The sequence below is a fragment of the Sphingobium sp. genome, assembly GCF_048594625.1.
Taxonomy (GTDB): Bacteria; Pseudomonadota; Alphaproteobacteria; order Sphingomonadales; family Sphingomonadaceae; genus Sphingobium.
Map to the genome: position 1 here is coordinate 70,700 of NZ_JBMDWL010000086.1, position 19,124 is coordinate 89,823.

General features: G+C 62.0%; 20 protein-coding genes. 14 read left to right on the plus strand and 6 right to left on the minus strand.

Translation table 11 applies throughout. The features are described from left to right. The gene (locus ACOJSJ_RS10615; protein ID WP_420144946.1) at nt 1-1,221 is read right to left on the minus strand and encodes an efflux RND transporter periplasmic adaptor subunit; all 1,221 of its coding nucleotides are present in this window, start codon (nt 1,219-1,221) and stop codon (nt 1-3) included. Between the two features lie 121 nt (nt 1,222-1,342). On the opposite strand from ACOJSJ_RS10615, the gene ACOJSJ_RS10620 reads away from it, so the two are divergent. Both ACOJSJ_RS10620 and ACOJSJ_RS10625 read left to right on the plus strand, forming a co-directional pair. After that, nucleotides 1,343-1,930, plus strand: a complete 588-nt coding sequence (locus ACOJSJ_RS10620; RefSeq protein WP_420144947.1) for a TetR/AcrR family transcriptional regulator — start codon at nt 1,343-1,345, stop codon at nt 1,928-1,930. Nucleotides 1,931-2,239: 309 nt separating this feature from the next. Beyond that, complete coding sequence (locus ACOJSJ_RS10625; RefSeq protein ID WP_420144948.1) at nt 2,240-2,389, plus strand: hypothetical protein; 150 nt, start codon at nt 2,240-2,242, stop codon at nt 2,387-2,389. A 36-nt stretch (nt 2,390-2,425) separates the two neighbouring features. On the opposite strand, the gene ACOJSJ_RS10630 is transcribed toward ACOJSJ_RS10625, so the two are convergent. Further along, a complete protein-coding gene (locus ACOJSJ_RS10630) occupies nt 2,426-5,329 on the minus strand; it encodes a M16 family metallopeptidase (protein WP_420144949.1) in 2,904 nt (967 codons plus the stop codon). A 30-nt stretch (nt 5,330-5,359) separates the two neighbouring features. Between ACOJSJ_RS10630 and ACOJSJ_RS10635 the strand changes: the two genes are divergently transcribed. Then, nucleotides 5,360-5,488 (plus strand): hypothetical protein, encoded by a 129-nt coding sequence (locus ACOJSJ_RS10635; RefSeq protein ID WP_420144950.1) that lies wholly within the window; start codon nt 5,360-5,362, stop codon nt 5,486-5,488. Nucleotides 5,489-5,557: 69 nt separating this feature from the next. Here the strand turns inward: ACOJSJ_RS10635 and ACOJSJ_RS10640 are convergent, their stop codons facing one another. Both ACOJSJ_RS10640 and ACOJSJ_RS10645 read right to left on the minus strand, forming a co-directional pair. Then, nucleotides 5,558-6,940 (minus strand): DEAD/DEAH box helicase, encoded by a 1,383-nt coding sequence (locus ACOJSJ_RS10640; RefSeq protein WP_420144969.1) that lies wholly within the window; start codon nt 6,938-6,940, stop codon nt 5,558-5,560. Nucleotides 6,941-7,227: 287 nt separating this feature from the next. After that, nucleotides 7,228-7,698, minus strand: a complete 471-nt coding sequence (locus ACOJSJ_RS10645; protein WP_420144970.1) for a pyridoxamine 5'-phosphate oxidase family protein — start codon at nt 7,696-7,698, stop codon at nt 7,228-7,230. Between the two features lie 98 nt (nt 7,699-7,796). Between ACOJSJ_RS10645 and ACOJSJ_RS10650 the strand changes: the two genes are divergently transcribed. The 11 genes from ACOJSJ_RS10650 (at nt 7,797) to ACOJSJ_RS10700 (ending at nt 17,185) form a co-directional block, all read left to right on the plus strand. After that, complete coding sequence (locus ACOJSJ_RS10650; RefSeq protein WP_420144951.1) at nt 7,797-8,372, plus strand: NifU family protein; 576 nt, start codon at nt 7,797-7,799, stop codon at nt 8,370-8,372. Between the two features lie 97 nt (nt 8,373-8,469). Further along, complete coding sequence (tsaB, locus tag ACOJSJ_RS10655; protein WP_420144952.1) at nt 8,470-9,096, plus strand: tRNA (adenosine(37)-N6)-threonylcarbamoyltransferase complex dimerization subunit type 1 TsaB; 627 nt, start codon at nt 8,470-8,472, stop codon at nt 9,094-9,096. 8 nt (nt 9,097-9,104) lie between these two features. Further along, complete coding sequence (gene rimI, locus ACOJSJ_RS10660; protein WP_420144971.1) at nt 9,105-9,572, plus strand: ribosomal protein S18-alanine N-acetyltransferase; 468 nt, start codon at nt 9,105-9,107, stop codon at nt 9,570-9,572. A gap of 113 nt (nt 9,573-9,685) precedes the next feature. Further along, entirely contained in the window at nt 9,686-10,111 is a 426-nt protein-coding gene (locus tag ACOJSJ_RS10665; protein ID WP_420144953.1) for a MucR family transcriptional regulator, read from the plus strand. A 125-nt stretch (nt 10,112-10,236) separates the two neighbouring features. Next, the gene (locus ACOJSJ_RS10670; RefSeq protein ID WP_420144954.1) at nt 10,237-10,659 is read left to right on the plus strand and encodes a Fur family transcriptional regulator; all 423 of its coding nucleotides are present in this window, start codon (nt 10,237-10,239) and stop codon (nt 10,657-10,659) included. Nucleotides 10,660-10,663: 4 nt separating this feature from the next. Next, complete coding sequence (locus tag ACOJSJ_RS10675; RefSeq protein ID WP_420144955.1) at nt 10,664-11,422, plus strand: lysophospholipid acyltransferase family protein; 759 nt, start codon at nt 10,664-10,666, stop codon at nt 11,420-11,422. An 8-nt stretch (nt 11,423-11,430) separates the two neighbouring features. Continuing rightward, nucleotides 11,431-12,780 (plus strand): tRNA (N6-isopentenyl adenosine(37)-C2)-methylthiotransferase MiaB, encoded by a 1,350-nt coding sequence (miaB, locus tag ACOJSJ_RS10680; protein WP_420144956.1) that lies wholly within the window; start codon nt 11,431-11,433, stop codon nt 12,778-12,780. Between the two features lie 101 nt (nt 12,781-12,881). Then, complete coding sequence (locus ACOJSJ_RS10685; protein WP_420144957.1) at nt 12,882-13,886, plus strand: PhoH family protein; 1,005 nt, start codon at nt 12,882-12,884, stop codon at nt 13,884-13,886. 90 nt (nt 13,887-13,976) lie between these two features. Beyond that, nucleotides 13,977-14,486 (plus strand): rRNA maturation RNase YbeY, encoded by a 510-nt coding sequence (gene ybeY, locus ACOJSJ_RS10690; RefSeq protein WP_420144958.1) that lies wholly within the window; start codon nt 13,977-13,979, stop codon nt 14,484-14,486. 52 nt (nt 14,487-14,538) lie between these two features. Next, complete coding sequence (locus tag ACOJSJ_RS10695; protein WP_420144959.1) at nt 14,539-15,480, plus strand: hemolysin family protein; 942 nt, start codon at nt 14,539-14,541, stop codon at nt 15,478-15,480. A 262-nt stretch (nt 15,481-15,742) separates the two neighbouring features. Then, nucleotides 15,743-17,185 (plus strand): DUF2142 domain-containing protein, encoded by a 1,443-nt coding sequence (locus ACOJSJ_RS10700; protein WP_420144960.1) that lies wholly within the window; start codon nt 15,743-15,745, stop codon nt 17,183-17,185. Here ACOJSJ_RS10700 and ACOJSJ_RS10705 read toward each other — a convergent pair. Then, entirely contained in the window at nt 17,165-17,800 is a 636-nt protein-coding gene (locus ACOJSJ_RS10705) for a phosphatase PAP2 family protein (protein ID WP_420144961.1), read from the minus strand. The two genes, ACOJSJ_RS10700 and ACOJSJ_RS10705, sit on opposite strands and share 21 nt — an antisense overlap. Beyond that, on the minus strand, nt 17,778-19,124 hold a 1,347-nt coding region (gene lpdA / locus ACOJSJ_RS10710; RefSeq protein WP_420144962.1), incomplete at its 5' end, for a dihydrolipoyl dehydrogenase. The genes lpdA and ACOJSJ_RS10705, both read right to left, overlap by 23 nt.

The following is a 19,124-nucleotide window of genomic DNA, read 5'->3' on the forward strand; positions in this document are numbered from 1 at the left end:
TTAGTGCGCCTCGCCCTTGGGCGCTGCCTGCGCGCCAGCGGGGGCGGCGCCACCGCCAGCCTGCTGACCGCCGCCTTGCGGCCCGCCTTCACGCGCCGTCACCTGTTGCGGGGCGCCGGGTTTTACCACCGTGCCGGGGCGCAGGTTCACCAGTCCTTCGACGATCAGCCTGTCGCCGGGCTTCAGCCCGTCCGTCACGATCCACTTGTCGCCAATGGCGCGGTCCACGGTGACCTGGCGCATTTCGACCTTGTTATCCTTGCCCACGACCATGGCAGTCGCGCGGCCACGCGCATCGCGGCTGATCCCCTGCTGCGGAGCCAGGATAGCCTGTGTCCGCTGCCCTTCGACCAGCTTGGCGCGCACATACATGCCCGGCAGCAACAGGCCGTCCGGATTGGGGAAGGTTGCGCGCAACGTCACCGCGCCCGATGTCGGATCGACGGTGACTTCGGAAAATTGCAGGCGACCTTCGATCGGATAGGCGCTGCCGTTGGGCAGCACCAGCTGAATGCGGGCGCCATCGGCTTCGCTGATACCGCCGCTCTTCATCGCCAGCTTCAGGTCGATGATCTGCGCGGCCGACTGGGTCACATCTACATAAACGGTGTCGGTACGCTGGATCGTGGTCAGCGCATCCGCCTGCCCCGCCTGCACCAGCGCACCCGGCGTGAAAAGCGAGCGACTGATACGACCGGAAATGGGTGCGCGGATGCGGGTGAAATTCTGGTTCACCTGCGCCGCCTGCACCGCGCCACGCTGTGCCGCAACATCGGCGCGCGCCTGCTGGGCAGCGGCGTCGGCATCGTCATATTCCTGACGGCTGACGGCGTTGATGCCGACCAGATCCTTGTAACGCTGCGCCTGAAGGCCCGTGGAACGGATCGCTGCATTGGCGCGGGCCAGCGAACCCTGCGCCTGCGCCAGCGCCGCGCGATAGGGCGCATCATCGATTTCGTAGAGCAGCTGTCCGGCGCGGACATAGCCGCCCTCCTGGAACAGGCGGCGACGGATGACGCCGCTGATCTGCGGGCGAACCTCCGCCGTTTCGACCGCCGCGATTCGACCGGGCAGTTCGTTCATCAGCGGAGCCGATTCAGTCTTCAGCGTCACCACGCCAACGGCGGGCGGCGGCGGCGCGGGCGGCTGCTCTTCGCTACAGGCGCTGAGCGCCAAAGCCGACGCGCACGCCAGCAGCCCGATGATTGTCCCCTTTTGCATCGCTTGAACATCCGTTTTTTGTAGGGATCGAACACTTGGAATGAACGTTCATTCCGCTTGCCCGGCAGGTATGATCATGGCAATGGGTTTTCAAGAGGAAAAAAACACCATCGGGGTAGATATGGTTGCAGCGCAGCACGAAAAAAATGGAAAGGCACGGATTTTGGCGGCCGCGCGCGCCTTGTTCAATAGCCGTGGCTTTCATCAGACCGCGATGGCAGAACTGGCGACGGCGGCGCAGGTGTCGGTCGGGCAGATCTATCGCCTGTTCAAAAGCAAGGAAGACATCATAGAGGCGCTGGTCCATGACGACGCCGACGAATGGTGTGAAAAGCTGGCCGCGTTGCAGGCGCGACTCGATTCAGGCGAACTGACCGTCGATCAGACATTCGAGCAACTGATGCTCCAGACGATCGACGAAAAGGATGAAGCGCTGTCGTTCGACATCATGGCCGAAAGTTTCCGCAACAGCGAAGTCGCGGACACGATCGGCGCCATGTGCGAACGATTCCGCATCTATATTCGTTATTTCGCCTGCTCCGCCAATCCGGACCTGTCGGGCGAAGCGCTGGATGCGGCTGAGGATATGCTGCTCGCCTGCCTGTTCGGGCTGGGTCATCGCAGCATATCGCGCCCCAGCCTGTCCGCCACGATAGCAGGCAAGCGCGCGGCGCAGATGATCGTCACGGCGCTGCGCGGCGTGCGATAAGCGTTTTTCGCAAGTGCGATATATCTGCTTTGCAATCATCAGGATTGGCAGTGCAAATGTCCGCATCCTTAAAATGCGGGCGCCGACTCATCGCCTTTTCAAATATGAAAAACTTGATTTAAATTAATGTATATAAAGTTAGTTTTGTCTTTCCTCATGATCACCTGACCATGGTTGGAGGTTCAGATCCGACCCATCGCTTGCGACGCTCCACCCATCGTATAATGGTCCCATCCATGCTGCAATGCCGCAACTTGTGCTCAATCCGATCATTTAACGGTTGAGAATAGCGGGAGGCAATAAATGGACATGCATCGTTTCGACCACGCCTATTTCGAGGCGCGGCTGGAGAGGAATCGCGAACTGGCCGCGCGGTCCACGGACCCGGCAATCCGTGACCTGCATCTGGAATATGTCCGCCTGTACGAACAATTGATGGAAATGCCGCAGCCCGCCTGATCGGCAGGCTGCGGCATTTCCTCAGCCGTCGGCCGATCAGCGGGCCGCTGGTCCTTCGGGCAGGACCACGGCCGACCAGCTTTTGCCCGGCATCAGATATTTGGCGGCCAGCGCCTGCAACTGTGCTGGCGTTACGGACAGCATATCCTGCGACATATTCTGCATCGCCTGCACATAGCGAGCGTCATGGGTCGCCCCTTCCATCTGGTTCATCCAGAAGGCGTTGCCCGTGCTGGCGCGCATCAGTAGCTGGCGCATGGGCGCGACCGCCCGTTGCAGTTCGTCGTCGGTCACCGGTGTTTTGGCAAGGTCCGCCGCCGTCGCCTTTACGACATCGTAGAAATAGGGGATGCGATCGGGCCGAACCTGACTGGTGACCAGAATATAGCCGCCACTGTCATAGGAAAATGGCCAGTTGTTCTGAACGCTGGGCGAATAGGCCGCGCCTTCGGTCGAACGCAGCTTGTCGAACAGGCGATCGTTGAAGATCTGGGTCAGGATTTCCAGCTGGCGCCCTTCCTTCTGCAGGTCGAAACCACCCGCCGTCGGCCATGCCATGACGGCCGCCGCCTGTTCCTTGTCGCCCTTGTGCCGCAGAACGACCGGCGTTTCGACATGAGCGGGGAAGCGCATCGCCTGGTTGATCGCGGGCACCGGCACATCGGGACGGGTCGGCAATGCACCAAAGGTCGCGGCGACGGCCTGAATGGCGTCCTCAGGCTTTACCTGACCGAAAATCTGGATTTCGATCGGCCCGGACGCCAAAATGGGTTCCCATGTTTCGCGGAACGCCTTTGGCGTAAGAGCAGCGATCTCCGTTTTCGAGGGGGTGCGGAAACGAACATCCTTGTCATGCAGCAGCCAGTTGAGATCGCGCCCAAGCACCGAATCGGGCGACCGCGACATGGCGTCATAGGCCACCGACGCCCCGGTTTTCACCCGCGCGATCGGTGCCGGATCCCAGCCGGGAAAGGCGAGCTTCGTCGCAAAGAGACGCAGCTGATCCTTGTAATCGGCCGGGCGGGTAACGGCCTGCAATTCGAAGGCATCGTCATCGGTCGAGAAATTCATGCCCATGCGGCGGCCATTGGTCAGGTCGTCCAGTTGGCCCTGCCCCAGCGTGTCGATCCCGCTGGCCACCAGCGCATAATCGGCGGCCCAGCTCGCGACCGGCTTGGTCGGCGAAAAAGCCTGCTGGCCATGGCCGAAGCGGACATTAATCCGCACCTTTTCAGTTTCGGCATCATTGGCGAACAGGGTCAGCTTTACGCCGTTGGAAAAGGCGATGCTTTCCATACCCTGCAAGCCGACCGGCGTCCGCGAAACAACGGTGCCCGGCGCGCCGAGTTTTGGCAGGTCATCCATCGTCACCGCCTTGTCCGCCAGACGCGCATTTGTCGCCGCCTTGACCGGAGCGGCGACAGCGGCAGCCAGTTTGGCGTCAAGGCGCGGCTGCACCTTTCCGGTGACCATCAGGGCGCGGAAAACGCCTGCGGAAAAGAGGCGGCGGGTGGATTCCAGAATCTTCTGCGGCGTCATCGCGGGCTTGCCGGCGCGGAATATATCGACTGTGGCCTGCGGGCTGACGGTGGTTTCACGAATATCGACGGCGCTGACGAGATCGCTCGCCTGCTTCGCGCCCGCTTCGGTGTCGGCATTTTCGACGCCGATGGCGAGCGCGGTGTCCATCTGCGCATATTCGCGGTCAATTTCGGTCTGGCTGGGCGGCGCGGCCTTCGCGTCTTCCACCACGGCGCGAACGTCGCTCAGCGCCTTTTCCCAATTCTCGCCCGTCGGGATGATCGTCATGAAAGTGCCGTCGACGGACCGGCTGACATCCTGTTGCTCGACCCCGGCCTGTAGGAAGCTGCCACCGGCCCGCGCCGCCTGTTCCAGCCGGCGGCTGATGATCTGCAGCGCCAGCATGTCGGTGAGCTTGTCCTGATTATAGACGATGGTGTCGGCATGCGGGGTCCAGGGCCGCAGCCACGCCAGCGTCAGGCCCAACGGCACGCCGGGTTCCACCACCACGCGCGTTGCGGGCAATTTGGCGTCGGGCACGCCGAAATCCGGCAGCGCAGCACCCTTCCCCGGCACAGACCAGCTGCCGAAATGATCCTTGATCATCTGTTCGGCGACCGCCGGATCGATGTCGCCCGCGATCGAGATGACGGTATTTTCAGGACGATACCAGCGCTGATGGAAAGCCTCCACCTTTGCGGCGGTGGCGGCTGTCAGCGTTGCCACCGTACCGATGGGGGCGTGATCGGCCAGCGGCTGTCCTGCGAAAAAATGCAGGCGGCTGGCATCGGACATGCGCATCTGTGGCCCGTCGCTTTCCCGCTTTTCGGCGAGGACGACGGCGCGTTCGGCGTCGACCGCGCTGTCCACGATGTTGGGATCGGTCATCATGCCTGCGATGATCTTCATGCTTTCGCCCAGACTGGCGGGCGTCGCCTGCGGCAGGTCGAGCGCATAGGTCGTGCCGGTCGGCGTGGTCGCGGCGTTGCTGTCGCTGCCGAAACTGACACCCAGCCGCTGCCAGATACGTTTGGATTCGCCATCGGGCACGTGACGCGAGCCGCGCATCGACAAATGTTCGATGAAATGGGCATATCCCAGTTCATCGGGTCGCTCCATCAGCGAACCGACATCGACGCGCAGCCGCATTGACACCTGCCCCGGCGGCACGCCGTTGCGGCGGAGCGCATAGCGCAAACCGTTGGGCAGCGTGCCGAAACGCCATGCGGGGTCGACCGGCACATCGCTGTTTTCATAAAGCCATGGGCGCACCTGCGCCTGCCCCACGGGGGCGCTTTGCCGGGCGGATGGTGCTGCGTCGGTCTGTGCCGCGAGCGGCGATACCGACAGGATTTGGCCCGACAGGACCAGAGCGAGGACGGAGAGCGAAGCGGCCGAACGGCGGGGGGAAAAGCGCATAGGCTGGCGAACCTAGCGGCATTTTTCTGAATGGCCACTGACAAATGGAAGGTGGCGAAACGCATGCAGCGTGAAAAGATCGGAACGCCGATATACTATCGGCATCAGCAGGACAGCCTTCGCCTCAATCCGTCACGCATCGCCCGGCTGTTGCAGTGATGGACGCAAAAACGCATCCACCATGACGAATAAGGGCGGTCGCACCGGTCGACCGCCCCTTCATTCCTATCAGCGCGGCCCGTTGGTACGCTGAACGGCACCTTTGTGTGTGCCGACGCCACCGGGCTTGCGACGACGACGGAAAGGCTTCTTTTCGCCGCCTTCGGAATCGGTGCGGTGCGCCCGGTCCGGCGCGCCGCGCTGAGCCTTCTGACCATCCTGATAGCGGCGCTGACCTTCGGCGCGGCGCGCCTGCTGCTGCGGAGTCTGGCTCGGCCCCTTGCGCGGGGCGGCAGGCTTGGGCAGGTTACGGACCGCTTCCATGAAATTCTCCGGCAGCGGCTCGATCTCCAGCTTCACGCGGGTCGCGCGCTCGATGGCCTTGAGGTAAGGCCGCTCGTCATCCGCCACGAAGCTGATCGCCACGCCTTCCGCGCCCGCGCGCGCCGTGCGGCCGATGCGGTGCACATATTGTTCTGGCACGTTGGGGATTTCGAAATTGATGACATGGCTGACGCCCGACACATCGATGCCGCGCGCGGCGATGTCCGTCGCGACCAGCAGCTTTACCTTACCCTGTCGGAAGGCCTGCAGCGCGGTGGTGCGCTGACCCTGGCTCTTGTTGCCATGAATGGCGAAAGCATCGATGCCCGCGCCTTCCAGGAAACGTACGACGCGGTCGGCGCCATGCTTGGTCCGGGTGAAGATGAGCGCGCGGTCGATGTCCTCATTTTTAAGGACGATATGCAGCAGCGCCTGCTTTTCCGCCTGATTGACGAAAGTCGCCTGCTGACGCACGCGCTCCGCCGTGGTGGATTGCGGCGCGACGCTGACCTTGACCGGATCGTTCAGGAACTGGCCTGCAAGCGCCTCGATCTCCTTGGGCATGGTCGCCGAAAAGAACAGGTTCTGGCGGTCGGCGGGTAGAAGTTTCGCAACACGCTTCAACGGATGGATGAAGCCCATGTCCATCATCTGGTCCGCTTCGTCGAGGACGAAGATTTCGGTGTCCTTGATGGTGAAGGCGCGCTGATCGATCAGGTCGAGCAGACGGCCCGGCGTTGCGACGACGATATCGACACCTGCGGACAGGGCGCGGATCTGCTTGCCGATCGGCACGCCGCCGAACACGGTTTCGACCGACAGGCGCAGGAAGCGGCCATAATCGCGGAAGCTCTGTGCGATCTGCGCCGCCAGTTCGCGGGTCGGCGACAGGACCAGCATGCGGCACCCCTTGATCGGGGTCGGTTTGGGATTGCGGGCGAAATAATCGAGGCTGGGCAGCGCGAAGGCAGCCGTCTTGCCCGTGCCGGTCTGGGCGATACCGCAAAGATCCTTGCCCTCCAGCAGGACAGGGATCGCCTTTTGCTGGATCGGCGTGGGAGTGGCGTATTTCTTGGCGGACAGGGCCTTGATAATAGGCTCGGACAGTCCGAGGTCGGTAAATTCCATGGAATTGCTCACATAGTCGGCCATGCGCCGACTTCGCTGCGAACGCAGCAAGGGCGCTAAGGCGGGTTACGAAACGACCCGCGTGAAAAGGGAAGCCTCAAAGCTTAGCGCAGACTGTCATTGGCCGGTCCTGTCACCCTTCGGAGGTGAGGACGATCACGCTGCCAATCGCTGATGAGCCATGAAGGCCGTCTGCTGCGCTGCGGCGCATATGGAACAAATGCAGGTAAAAAGCAAGCGGCCGCAACAGGAAGTCGCGGCCGCAGGACTTTCATGATGGAAAGGGATTAGAGCGCCACTTCGGCATGTTTCCCCTTCATTTCATCGCAGACATCGCCGCCGAACAGCATTTTGAACACGCCCTTCAGCGACATGTCGGATCGCCAGATTTCAGCCGTGCCCAGATCGAAGCGAAGCATCAGCAGGCTGGGATCGTTTCGACCGCCGGGATACCAGGCCTCCACTTCCTTCGACCAGTAGCGGTCGATGACCGCCGCGTCGGTTTCCGGCGTCAGAACACCTTCGACACAGGCAAAAAGATTGTGATCCTTGGCCGCAAATTGCGCCATGGCAGGACCGCCTGACGCAAGGCGATTGTCACGCGACGTGTAAAACCAGAAACAATGGTTCGCCGCAGGATCAAGCTGTGCCGTCATGGGGACGCTATGTTCAGGACGGCCGTTTAGCCCCACCATCAGGAACGGGCTGCTGGACAATTCGGCCCAGAAACGATCTTTGATGTCGGCTGCGTTGGTCATCATCCTCACTCCATTGGGATTTTACTGATCAATGACTGGTATCGACCGAAGTTCCCGAAGCGCTTGATCTTGATCGCGTCCATCGCCACATGGGGGTCATGCTGATCGAAACCGAACTGACGCCTAATCCGGCGACCATCAAATTCCTGCCCGGCCGTGAAGTCATGGGCGCTGGCACCCGCGATTTCGCCACGCCGGAAGAAGCCGAGGCTTCGCCGCTGGCCGACGCCCTGTTCGGGCTGGGCGATGTGACCGGCGTGTTCTTCGGCGGCAATTTCGTGTCGGTGACGATCGCGCCGGGTTCCGAATGGTCCGATGTGAAGCCCGACGTGCTGGCCACGCTGCTGGAACATTTTTCGGCAAACATGCCGCTGTTCGCACCCGGAAGCGCCACCGGCATCAGCGTTCCGGCAGACGACGCCGCCTTTGGCGATGATCCCGAAGACGCGGAAATCATCGAGCAGATTCGCGACCTCATCGAAACCCGCGTTCGCCCGGCCGTCGCCAATGATGGTGGCGACATCGTCTATCGCGGTTTCGACAAAGGCACCGTTTATTTGCAGATGCAGGGCGCCTGTTCGGGATGCCCCTCCTCCAGCGCCACGCTGAAGAACGGCATCGAGCAATTGCTGAAACATTATGTGCCCGAAGTGACCGAAGTCCGCGCGGTCTGACCCGCTGGCATTTGGCAAATGCGGGCGTATCGATTAACCGCTAGGCGAATCCGCACGGCATCCATGCCGCCGCGCTGACGCCTGAGGGGAGTATCGTTTGCGTCTTTTGGTGATCGACACCGCGACACAGGCATTGTCCGTTGCGTTATTGGAAGATGGCCAGGTGATCGGCCGTTTTCATCAAGTCGTAGGGCGCGGCCATGCCGAGGCCCTGCTGCCCGCTATCGCCGCCCTGCCCGACGGCGGACGGGCAGATGCAATTGCAGTCGATGTCGGGCCGGGCAGCTTCACCGGCGTGCGTATCGGCATAGCGGCGGCGCGCGCCTTGGCGCTGGCGTGGAATATTCCCATCCATGGCTATAGCGCGCCGTCCCTGATCGCGGCCATGGCGGCGAAAAATCATGGCGACGGCGCCATCGCGGTGACGATTACCGGCGGCCATGGCGAATTATTCTGGCAGTGTTTTACGGCCGATGGCCTGACTGCGACCAATGGGATTGCTTCTACGCCGATTGCGGAACTGGCGGGACTGCTCGACATAGCAACCCTGTACGGCACCGGCGCCGAAGCGCTGATCACCGCGCGCGGCATGGGGCAAGCGGTCAGCCTGTATCCCGATGCAGCCGACTATGGGCTGATCGCGACGGTCGCGCCGCTGCCGCCCAGCCCGATTTATGGGCGCGGTGCGGATGCCAAAACCATGGCGGAGCGGGCTGCGTCGTGACCCCGAACATGCAGATCGACCTTTACGAAGATGGCGAGCGCAACGCGCTGGCCGACGCGATGGAGGTGATGGTTCGCGCGTTCGACCCAGTGTTCGGCGAAGCATGGACCATGTCGCAGCTCGCAGGGGTCATGCTGATGCCGGGCACATGGCTGACGGTCGCCCAGCTGGATGCCGCGCCGCTGGGCTTTGCGCTGGTACGTTCGGTGCTGGATGAATGCGAATTGCTGTTGCTCGCCGTCGATCCGCTGTGGCGCGGACGCGGCATTGGCGAAACCCTGTTGCGTCATAGCCTGACGACAGCGCGTCGCCGTGGCATTACTTCGATGAACCTTGAAGTTCGTTCTACAAACAAGGCTGTCAAGCTATACGAGAAGAGTGGCTTCGAATATGTACATCGCCGCCCCGGTTACTATCGCGGTAATGATGGTCAACTTCACGATGCGCTGAGTTTCCGTATCGATATGCTCGCCTGATGTAATTTTATATTGCGAAATGCAACTGCAAGGTCTAGCGACCATGTACCGCTCCTGAAAATCCTATCCTTGGGCGGGTCGCACATCATTACAGCCTTGTAGGAAATGATAAAATGGAAACCGAATCGGCCCAGAGCGAACTGCTCATTACTTTGACTTCCGACATCGTCGCCGCGCATGTTTCGAATAACAGCGTCGCCGTGTCCGACGTATCTGCGCTGATCCACAATGTTCATGCTGCTCTTGCAGGTCTGAGCCAGCCAGCCCCGGCGCCTGAAGTCAAGCTTGAGCCTGCCGTTTCGGTTCGTTCGTCGATCAAGCCGGATTACATCATCTGTCTGGAAGACGGTAAGAAGCTCAAGATGCTCAAGCGCCACCTGATGACCCATTATCAGATGACGCCGGAAGATTATCGCGCAAAGTGGGGCCTGCCCGCCGATTATCCGATGGTCGCCCCCAATTATGCCGAACAGCGCCGCAGCCTTGCGAAGAAAATCGGTCTGGGCACCAAGCGCCGCCGGACGCCGCGCGCCAAGTAAAGGCGATACGCCTCGTCAAAAGCGGATCGATAAGGGGCGCATCGCCGATGCGCCCCTTTCCTGTATCGGCAAAAGTCGCTAGGTTCCCGCCCGACCATTTGCCCGAATTATTGAAGTGAGCCTGCATGAACCGCAAAATCGATGTTGAAGCCCTGTGTCACGAAAAAGGGCTGCGGATCACCGAACAGCGCCGCGTGATCGCACAGGTGTTGAGCGAAGCCACCGACCATCCCGATGTCGAGGAACTGCATCGCCGTTCCGCCGCGATCGATCCGGGCATTTCCATTGCCACCGTGTACCGCACCGTGCGCCTGTTCGAAGAAGCCGGCATCCTGGACCGGCACGATTTTGGCGATGGTCGCGCCCGTTATGAAGCGGCACCGGAATCGCATCACGACCATCTGATCGACGTCGAAACTGGCAATGTGATCGAATTTGTCGATCCGGAGCTGGAATTGCTGCAGAAGCAGATCGCTGAGAAGCTCGGCTTCCGTCTGGTCGATCACCGCATGGAACTTTACGGCGTCGCCCTCGACCGCAAGGACTGATAATTTGGACGGCCTGCGGCGGGCGCGGCGCATCGCGGCGCTGGTCGCAAGCCTGGTCCTTTGCCTGATCCCCCATCTATTGTGGCGCATCGTGCGCCGCCGATCGCCATGGCCACGCCTGTTTCTGGCACTGGCGGCACGATCGGTCGGCGCGCGAGTCAGGATCGACGGTCGCCCGCACGACGGCGACATGTTCCTGCTGGCCAATCATGTCAGCTGGATCGACATATTGGCGCTGGGCGGCGCGACCGGTGCCGCCTTCGTTTCGCATGATGGCGTCGCGGGATGGCCGGTCATCGGCCGGCTGGCGGCGCAGAATAATACGCTGTTCGTCTCGCGCGAACGGCGTGGCGCCCTGTCCGGGCAGATCGATGCGCTGCGCGCCGCATTGATGGGGCATCAGCCCGTCGCCCTGTTTCCCGAAGGCACCACCAGCGACGGCAGCGGCCTTTTGCCGTTCAAGCCGTCATTGCTGGCCGTGCTGTTGCCGCCACCCCGCTCGGTCATGATCCAGCCGGTGCATATCGATTATGGCAGCGCGACCGGCAACATCGCCTGGTATGGCGACGAGGGCGCAGGCGCCAACGCCAGAAGGGTGATGGGTCGCAAAGGGCCACTATATGTAACCCTGCGATTTCTGGAGCCTTTCGATCCCGCCAGTTGCGCCGATCGCAAGGTGATCGCCGCGCTGGCCCGTGACCGGATCGCGCAAAGCATCGGCGCGCATCAGAACCCTTCCGCTTCGGCGTTGCCGCCTGTATAGCGGGAACGATGAATCGTATCGACGCCAACAAGACTCCAGCGACTTTCCACGTCAAATCCTTCGGCTGCCAGATGAACGTCTATGACGGCGAGCGCATGGCCGAGATGCTGGGCACGCGCGGCATGACCCCCGCAGCGGAAGGCGCCGACGCCGATCTGGTGATCCTCAACACCTGCCACATTCGCGAAAAGGCGGTGGACAAGGTCTATTCCGACATTGGCCGCATGGTGCGCGAAGATGGCAGCCGCCCGATGATCGCGGTGGCGGGCTGCGTCGCGCAGGCGGAGGGCAGCGAAATCCAGCGCCGCGCGCGTAATGTCGATATCGTGGTGGGACCGCAAGCCTATCACCGCCTGCCCGACCTGATCGACAAGGCAGGGCGTGGCGAAGATGCCGTGGATACCGACATGCCGCTGGCGTCGAAATTCGGCGCCCTGCCCGCCCGCACCAAACAGGCGCGCCCCACCGCCTTCCTGACCATCATGGAAGGGTGCGACAAATTCTGCACCTATTGCGTGGTGCCCTATACCCGCGGCGCGGAAATTAGCCGCAGCTGGAGCGCGATCGTCGACGAAGCCAAGGCGCTGGTCGATGGCGGCGTGCGCGAAATCACGCTGTTGGGCCAGAATGTGAACGCCTGGACCGGCGAGGATGGCAAGGGCCGCATGCAGGGCATGGACGGTCTGGCCCGCGAACTGGCGAAGATCGCGGACCTGAAACGCATCCGCTACACCACCAGCCATCCTAACGACATGAGCGACGGCCTGATTGCCGCACATGGCGACGAACACAAGTTGATGCCTTTCCTGCATCTGCCGGTGCAATCGGGCAATGACCGGATTCTCAAGGCCATGAACCGCAGCCATAGCGTCGACAGCTATCTGCGCATCATCGAACGGGTGCGCGAAGCGCGGCCGGACATCGCGCTGTCAGGCGACTTCATCGTCGGCTTCCCCGGCGAAACCGACGCCGAGTTCGAAGATACGCTGAAGATCGTGGAACAGGTGCGCTACGCCCAATGCTATAGCTTCAAATATAGCCCCCGCCCCGGCACCCCCGCCGCCGACATGGATCACCAGATCCCGATGGCGGTGATGGACGAACGGCTGGCGCGGTTGCAGGCGGCGATTAACCGGCATCAGGCCGATTTCAATATTGCGACCGTGGGCCGCACCACCGACATTCTTCTGGAACGCAAGGGCCGCTATCCGGGCCAGCTGATCGGCAAGTCGCCCTGGCTGCAATCGGTGGTGGTGACCGCGCCGGACCTCAACATCGGCGACATGGTCGAAGTCGATATTATCAGCGCCGGCCCGAACAGCCTGGCCGGCGAAATCAGCAGGAGGAAGGCCGCTTGAACCAAAGCCTCGTCAATCCCGTCATTACGGGAAACCATCTCCACCAACACCGGCTGCGAAGCGGTCGAACGGAGAAATTGACGAGCAAGGGAGGCTGCTGAATGTCGAAGAAAACCAATCAGAACCATCGGTCCGATGTTGCCGAACGGGCGCGTCTGGAAGTGACGTTCGACCGGCCGCACCTGTTGACGACGCTGTTCGGCCAATATGACCAGAATCTGGTCGCCATCGAAAATCGACTGGGCGTCTATATCGCCGCGCGCGGCAACAAGTTGCAGATCGAGGGCGAGGCCGAAGCCGCCGCCCGCGCCCGCGACGTGATGACCGGCCTCTACAATCGCATCGTCGCAGGGCAGGAAATCGATGCGGGCGCGGTGGAGGCGGTGATCGCCATGTCGTCCGAACCCACGCTGGACGGCATCATCCGTCACGATGTGGCCGAACCACCCAAGGTGATGATCCGCACGCGCAAGAAGACGATCGTCCCGCGCAGCGCGACACAGGTCGCCTATATGGAGGCGCTCAACCGCAACGACATCATCTTTGCGCTGGGTCCGGCAGGGACCGGCAAAACCTATCTGGCGGTGGCGCAGGCGGTCAGCCAGTTGATCACCGGCAGCGTCGATCGGCTGATCCTGTCGCGTCCAGCTGTGGAAGCGGGCGAAAAGCTGGGCTTCCTGCCCGGCGACATGAAGGAAAAGGTCGACCCCTATCTGCGGCCGATCTACGACGCGCTGCACGACACGCTGCCCGCGGAGCAGGTGGAACGGCGGATAGCGAGCGGCGAAATCGAAATCGCCCCCCTGGCCTTCATGCGCGGGCGCACGCTCGCCAACGCCTTCATCGTGCTGGACGAAGCGCAGAACACCACCATCGCCCAGATGAAGATGTTCCTGACCCGTTTCGGCGAAGGCAGTCGCATGGTCATCTGCGGTGACCCCAAACAGGTCGATTTGCCGCAACCGGGCATTTCGGGGCTGGCCGATGCGGTCGCGCGGCTGGACGGCGTCGAAGGCATCGCCATGGTGCCGTTCGGCATCGGCGACGTGGTGCGCCATCCGGTGGTCGGCCGGATCGTCCAGGCCTATGAAGGGCCGGATGCGTGACATTTACGCCCCGCTCATCATCGAACCTGTCGAGACGCGTTGCCCGGCACCGCTTATCGACAGGTGCGAACCGAACGGAAAGAGAGATGAATGATTGAAGTTGCCGTCCTGCATGACGAAGGGTGGCCCGGCACCGACTGGGAATTTCTGTCCCAGCGCGCCGTGACCGCCGCCATCGCGCACAGCCCATACGCCTCCTTTATCGGCGACCAGACGCTGTACGAAGTGGCGGTCAAGCTGACGTCGGATGAGGAAGTCCATGTCCTCAACCGCAGCTATCGCGACAAGGACAAACCGACCAACGTCCTGTCATTCCCGATGGTGCAGGACGACCTGCTGGAAGTCACCGCCAATACCGACGATGGCGAGGTATTGTTGGGCGACATCGTGCTGGCCGAAGGAGTTTGTGCTGCGGAAGCCGCCGAAAAAGGCATATCGGTCGCGGATCATGCCACGCATCTGATCGTCCATGGGACTTTTCATTTGCTTGGATATGACCATATGGACGACAATGAGGCCGAAGCGATGGAAGCGCTGGAGATTGCAGCGCTGCTGAGCATGGGCCTCGCCGATCCCTATGGGGATCGAGAGGGCGTTTGAATTTTGCGTGGCGCATCGTCGCCATGCACCGAAAAGGGGATTGAACAGGATCATGGCTGACGGCAGTCCGAAGGACGGCACCACTTCGAAAGAAGCGGACAGTAGCAGCGAAGGCGGCTTATGGAGCGGCATCAAGTCGCTTCTGTTCGGCGAGAATGAGGAAACCAGTCTCCGCAAGGAACTGGAAGAAGCGCTCGACGAATATGATGAGGACGAACAGGACCAGAATGGCGGACCACCCGCCAAGGGCGACCTGTCCGCGATCGAGCGCCAGATGGTCCGCAACCTCCTCCATTTTTCCGAACATACGGTCGATGACGTTGCGGTCCCCCGCGCCGACATCATCGCGATAGAAGAAAAAGCGAGCTTCGCCGATCTGGCCGAACTGTTCGCCGAAGCGGGGCATAGCCGCATTCCGGTCTATCGCGAAAATCTCGATACGATCGTGGGAATGATCCACATTCGCGACGCCTTCGCCATATTGGCGGGCAAGGCGCCCGTGCCGGAGACGTTGGAGCCGCTGATCCGTCAGCCGCTATACGTGCCCGAAAGCATGGGGGCGCTGGACCTGCTCGCCGAAATGCGGGCGAAGCGCACGCATCTTGCCATCGTGCTGGACGAATATTCGGGCACCGAAGGACTGCTGACATTCGAAGATCTGGTCGAGGAAATTGTCGGCGAGGTCGAGGACGAGCATGACGATGCGCCCGAAGCCATGCTGGTGCCGCTCGACGGCGGCCTGTGGGAAGCCGATGCCCGCGCCGAATTGGACGACGTCGCCGAGGAAATCGACGAAAAGCTGGGCGACGTCGAAGAAGATGTCGACACACTGGGCGGCCTCGCCTTCGTTCTGGCTGGCCGAGTACCGGAACCGGGCGAAATATTGGAACATGAACAGAGCGGGTGGAAGCTGGAAATCGTCGCCAGCGACGGCCGCCGCGTCACGCGCCTGCGCCTGCATCCGCCAGCCCGGCAGGAAGAGACGGAAGAATAATTCTTCCTTCCGGCAATTTCGAGATACACAGGCGAAATATTAAGGCTGCATATCTATACTGCGGCCCGGCGATCAGACGATCATGGTCGGGCAGTCGCGTCAGGCCGTTATCTACATGGTATCAAACGGACAAGATGATCCGATTGTCATGTCGATGGACGGACGCGACGTCGGAATAAAGCATGCTCTTGCATGAGAGCTTCAGATCTGGCGGGCAATGCGAAACGAGCGTAGCAAATTTCAGAGCGGCAATAGTGCGGACATGGAGCTTTCCGCGCCATGGACTCCGATCGAGAATCTGTTGCTGGCAGTCGTGTGCGCCGCCACGTTGTTCTTCGCGATCATCACCCCGCCCTTTCAAGCGCCGGATGAAAATCAGCATTATATGAAGGCGCTGGCGCTGGCGCAGGGCAATGTGCTGGCACAACAGGAGGGCGACGCCATCGGGGCGACATTGCCGCGCGCGGCGCTCCACATCCATGCGGTCGACTTCCCGACCGACATACCGCCGACGCTGCGTCGGTTCGAACACGAAGGGATTGCCGCCAGCGCCGCCGCCGATGGCACCCGCCCTGGAACGGGTTTCGGCCTGTTTCCCAACGTCGCCAGCTACGCGCCCAGCCTGTATGCGCCAGGCGCGGTGGGGCTTCGCATCGGGCGGATGATCGAACTGCCATGGATCGACAGTCTCTATGTCGGGCGACTGGTCAATGCGCTGACGGGGCTGGCGCTGCTGATCGCGGCGCTGCGGCTGTTGCCCTTTGGCCGTCATGCGATGATGGCGACCGCGTTGCTGCCGACCTTCGCCTATCAGACAGGGTCGCTTTCTCCCGATGCCGTCATCAACGGTCTGGGCTTTCTGGGTCTGGCGTTGGCGCTGAGGACCGGGTTCATGACGGCCACCCCGGCGCGATCGGCTGCCCTGCTGATGGTCGCGCCGCTGCTGGCGCTGTGCAAGGGCGTCTATCTGCCGCTGATGGCTGCTGGTTTGCGCTGGCAGCAATATCGGCGCGACCTGCGCCCCGGCTGGATCATGGGTGCGACGGCATTGGGCGCCATCGCCTTTGTCGGGTGGATGCATCTGTCGGGCGGCAGTCAGGCGCTCTATTCCATTCGCGCGCGCGATACCGGCCTGTCGGTCATGACCGCACCGCTGAGCGAGCAACTGGCCGTCATCCTGCACGACCCGGTCCGCTATTTGCGCATATTGGTGAGCAGCGTGACCGAACGCGCGCCGGTCTATGCCTTACAGATTGTCGGGCGTTTCGGATGGAACGCGATATTGCTGCCGCTGATCGCCTATCCGCTGGCGATGCTGATGCTGGCGGCTGGCGTGGCGAGCGGCAATGGCGCGCGCTTTGGCATGGCGCAGCGGCTCTGGTGGCTGGCCATTGCAGCGGGCGTGGCGCTTTTGATCGAAACGGCGATGTATCTGACCGGGACGCCGTTGGGCGCCAACTATATTCAGGGGACGCAGGGGCGTTATTTCCTGCCGCTGGTGCCTGTGGTGCTGATCGCGCTGTCCCCGGCGGGTGGGATGCGCGGGACGCGGCGGATATTCGCCTGCGCCGCGATCCTGCTGGGGTTCATCGCCGCTGCGACCGTCTATGACAGTTTCTGGGTCCATGGTTTCATTACCAGCGACGGGATGCCCCCGCATGGCAGCATCGGGCGGGCGCTACTACTACCTTCGCCCCGCTGGTAGCCAGATACGGCAGAAGGCGAGCCAGCCCAGCCCCTCAACAAAACCGGCCGTGACGTCGCTGGGCCAGTGCACGCCGAGCCAGACGCGGCTGACGCCGATCAGCGCGATCATCGCCGCAGCCGCCAGATATGCGCTGCGCCGGGCAACCAGCATCGCCAGCGCGCCAAAGAACATCATGTTGCCCGCCGCATGGCCGCTGGGGAAGCTGTAGGTGTGGACGATGTCTAGATGCGGCAGCAGGTCCGGACGCGGCGCGGCGAATATCTGCTTGAGCGCAAGGTTGAGCAGCGTGCCGCCCGCCATCATGGCCGCCAGCCACGCGGCGCAATGCCGCCGCCCGGCCCGGAGCAGCGCGGCGAGCGACATGGCCAGCAGGATGAGCCGGCCCGCAGTACCACCAAGAGCCGATGCGATCCGCATGACCGGGGTCAGATGCTGACCGATGACGGTATCGCGTGCTTCGCCCGCCCGGCGCATCAGGCCGATGTTCAGCCCGTCCAGCCACCCCGCCCGTTGCATCAGGGCGATCACCAATATGCAAAAAAGCGCGAGGACCAAAGCCCCCGCGCCTTTTGTCAAAGCTTTGCGCCGATCAGATATGGAGCGCACGGCCATAGGCGGCGAGCACGCTTTCATGCATCGATTCCGAAATGGTCGGATGCGGGAAGACGGTGTGCATCAGTTCCGCTTCGGTCGTTTCCAGCGTCTTGCCGATGGTATAGCCCTGGATCATTTCCGTGACTTCCGCGCCGACCATGTGCGCGCCCAGCAGTTCGCCGGTCTTGGCGTCGAACACCGTCTTGGTGAAGCCTTCCGCCTCGCCCAGCGCGATCGCTTTGCCGTTGCCGATGAAGGGGAACATGCCGACCTTCACCTCGTAACCGGCTTCCTTCGCCTTGGCTTCGGTCAGGCCTACGCTCGCGATCTGCGGGTGGCAATAGGTGCAGCCCGGAATGTTGCGCGGGTCCATCGCATGAGGATGCTTGCCCGCAATTGCTTCGGCAGCGATCACGCCTTCGTGGCTTGCCTTGTGCGCCAGCCATGGCGGCGCGGTCACGTCGCCGATCGCCCAGATGCCATCGACGCTGGTCTTGCACATCGGGTCGGTGACGATGTGGCCACGCTCCGTCTTGATGCCCAGTTCCTCAAGGCCGATATTTTCGGTGTTGGGGACGATGCCGATCGCGACGATGACATGGCTATATTCGTTCTGCGCGACCTTGCCGTCCTTGTCCTTGATCGCGGCCTTCACGCCGTTCGCGCCGACTTCCAGCTTGTCGACGCCAGCGCCGGTCATGATGGTCATGCCCTGCTTCTTGAGCGCCTTTTCGAGGAAGGCCGACACATCCTTGTCCTCGACCGGGACAATGCGGTCCATCATTTCGACCACGGTCACGTCCGCGCCCATGTCATTATAGAAGCTGGCAAATTCGATGCCGATCGCACCGGAGCCGATGACCAGCAGCTTGCTCGGCATTTCCGGCGGGGTCATGGCGTGGCGATAGGTCCATACCCGCTTGCCGTCCGCCTTCGCGAAAGGCAGGTCGCGGGCGCGTGCGCCGGTGGCGACGATGATGTTCTTGGCCGTCAGCTCTTCAGTCTTGCCGTCCTTCGTGACGGTCAGCTTGCCTTTCGCGACCAGCTTGCCATCGCCCATATGGACGGTGATCTTGTTCTTCTTCATCAGGTGCGTGACCCCCTGATTGAGCTGCTTGGCGACGCCGCGCGAACGCTTCACCACGGCGGCGATGTCGGCGCTGATCTTCTCAGCGGCCAGACCATAGTCGCCGGCGTGGCTCATATAGTGGAAGATTTCCGCCGAACGCAGCAGCGCCTTGGTCGGGATACAGCCCCAGTTGAGGCAGATGCCGCCCAGATTTTCACGCTCGACGATTGCGGTCTTCAGACCCAGCTGCGCGGCGCGGATCGCGGCAACATA

What these genes read in the sequence shown, in the direction of transcription:
- ACOJSJ_RS10615 (WP_420144946.1), bottom strand. Translation starts at nt 1,221, where the DNA reads ATGCAAAAGGGGACAATCATCGGGCTGCTGGCGTGCGCGTCGGCTTTG.
- ACOJSJ_RS10620 (WP_420144947.1), top strand. Translation starts at nt 1,343, where the DNA reads ATGGTTGCAGCGCAGCACGAAAAAAATGGAAAGGCACGGATTTTGGCG.
- ACOJSJ_RS10625 (WP_420144948.1), top strand. Translation starts at nt 2,240, where the DNA reads ATGCATCGTTTCGACCACGCCTATTTCGAGGCGCGGCTGGAGAGGAAT.
- ACOJSJ_RS10630 (WP_420144949.1), bottom strand. Translation starts at nt 5,329, where the DNA reads ATGCGCTTTTCCCCCCGCCGTTCGGCCGCTTCGCTCTCCGTCCTCGCT.
- ACOJSJ_RS10635 (WP_420144950.1), top strand. Translation starts at nt 5,360, where the DNA reads ATGGCCACTGACAAATGGAAGGTGGCGAAACGCATGCAGCGTGAAAAG.
- ACOJSJ_RS10640 (WP_420144969.1), bottom strand. Translation starts at nt 6,940, where the DNA reads ATGGAATTTACCGACCTCGGACTGTCCGAGCCTATTATCAAGGCCCTG.
- ACOJSJ_RS10645 (WP_420144970.1), bottom strand. Translation starts at nt 7,698, where the DNA reads ATGACCAACGCAGCCGACATCAAAGATCGTTTCTGGGCCGAATTGTCC.
- ACOJSJ_RS10650 (WP_420144951.1), top strand. Translation starts at nt 7,797, where the DNA reads ATGCTGATCGAAACCGAACTGACGCCTAATCCGGCGACCATCAAATTC.
- rimI (WP_420144971.1), top strand. Translation starts at nt 9,105, where the DNA reads ATGCAGATCGACCTTTACGAAGATGGCGAGCGCAACGCGCTGGCCGAC.
- ACOJSJ_RS10665 (WP_420144953.1), top strand. Translation starts at nt 9,686, where the DNA reads ATGGAAACCGAATCGGCCCAGAGCGAACTGCTCATTACTTTGACTTCC.
- ACOJSJ_RS10670 (WP_420144954.1), top strand. Translation starts at nt 10,237, where the DNA reads ATGAACCGCAAAATCGATGTTGAAGCCCTGTGTCACGAAAAAGGGCTG.
- miaB (WP_420144956.1), top strand. Translation starts at nt 11,431, where the DNA reads ATGAATCGTATCGACGCCAACAAGACTCCAGCGACTTTCCACGTCAAA.
- ACOJSJ_RS10685 (WP_420144957.1), top strand. Translation starts at nt 12,882, where the DNA reads ATGTCGAAGAAAACCAATCAGAACCATCGGTCCGATGTTGCCGAACGG.
- ybeY (WP_420144958.1), top strand. Translation starts at nt 13,977, where the DNA reads ATGATTGAAGTTGCCGTCCTGCATGACGAAGGGTGGCCCGGCACCGAC.
- ACOJSJ_RS10695 (WP_420144959.1), top strand. Translation starts at nt 14,539, where the DNA reads ATGGCTGACGGCAGTCCGAAGGACGGCACCACTTCGAAAGAAGCGGAC.
- ACOJSJ_RS10700 (WP_420144960.1), top strand. Translation starts at nt 15,743, where the DNA reads ATGGAGCTTTCCGCGCCATGGACTCCGATCGAGAATCTGTTGCTGGCA.
- ACOJSJ_RS10705 (WP_420144961.1), bottom strand. Translation starts at nt 17,800, where the DNA reads ATGGCCGTGCGCTCCATATCTGATCGGCGCAAAGCTTTGACAAAAGGC.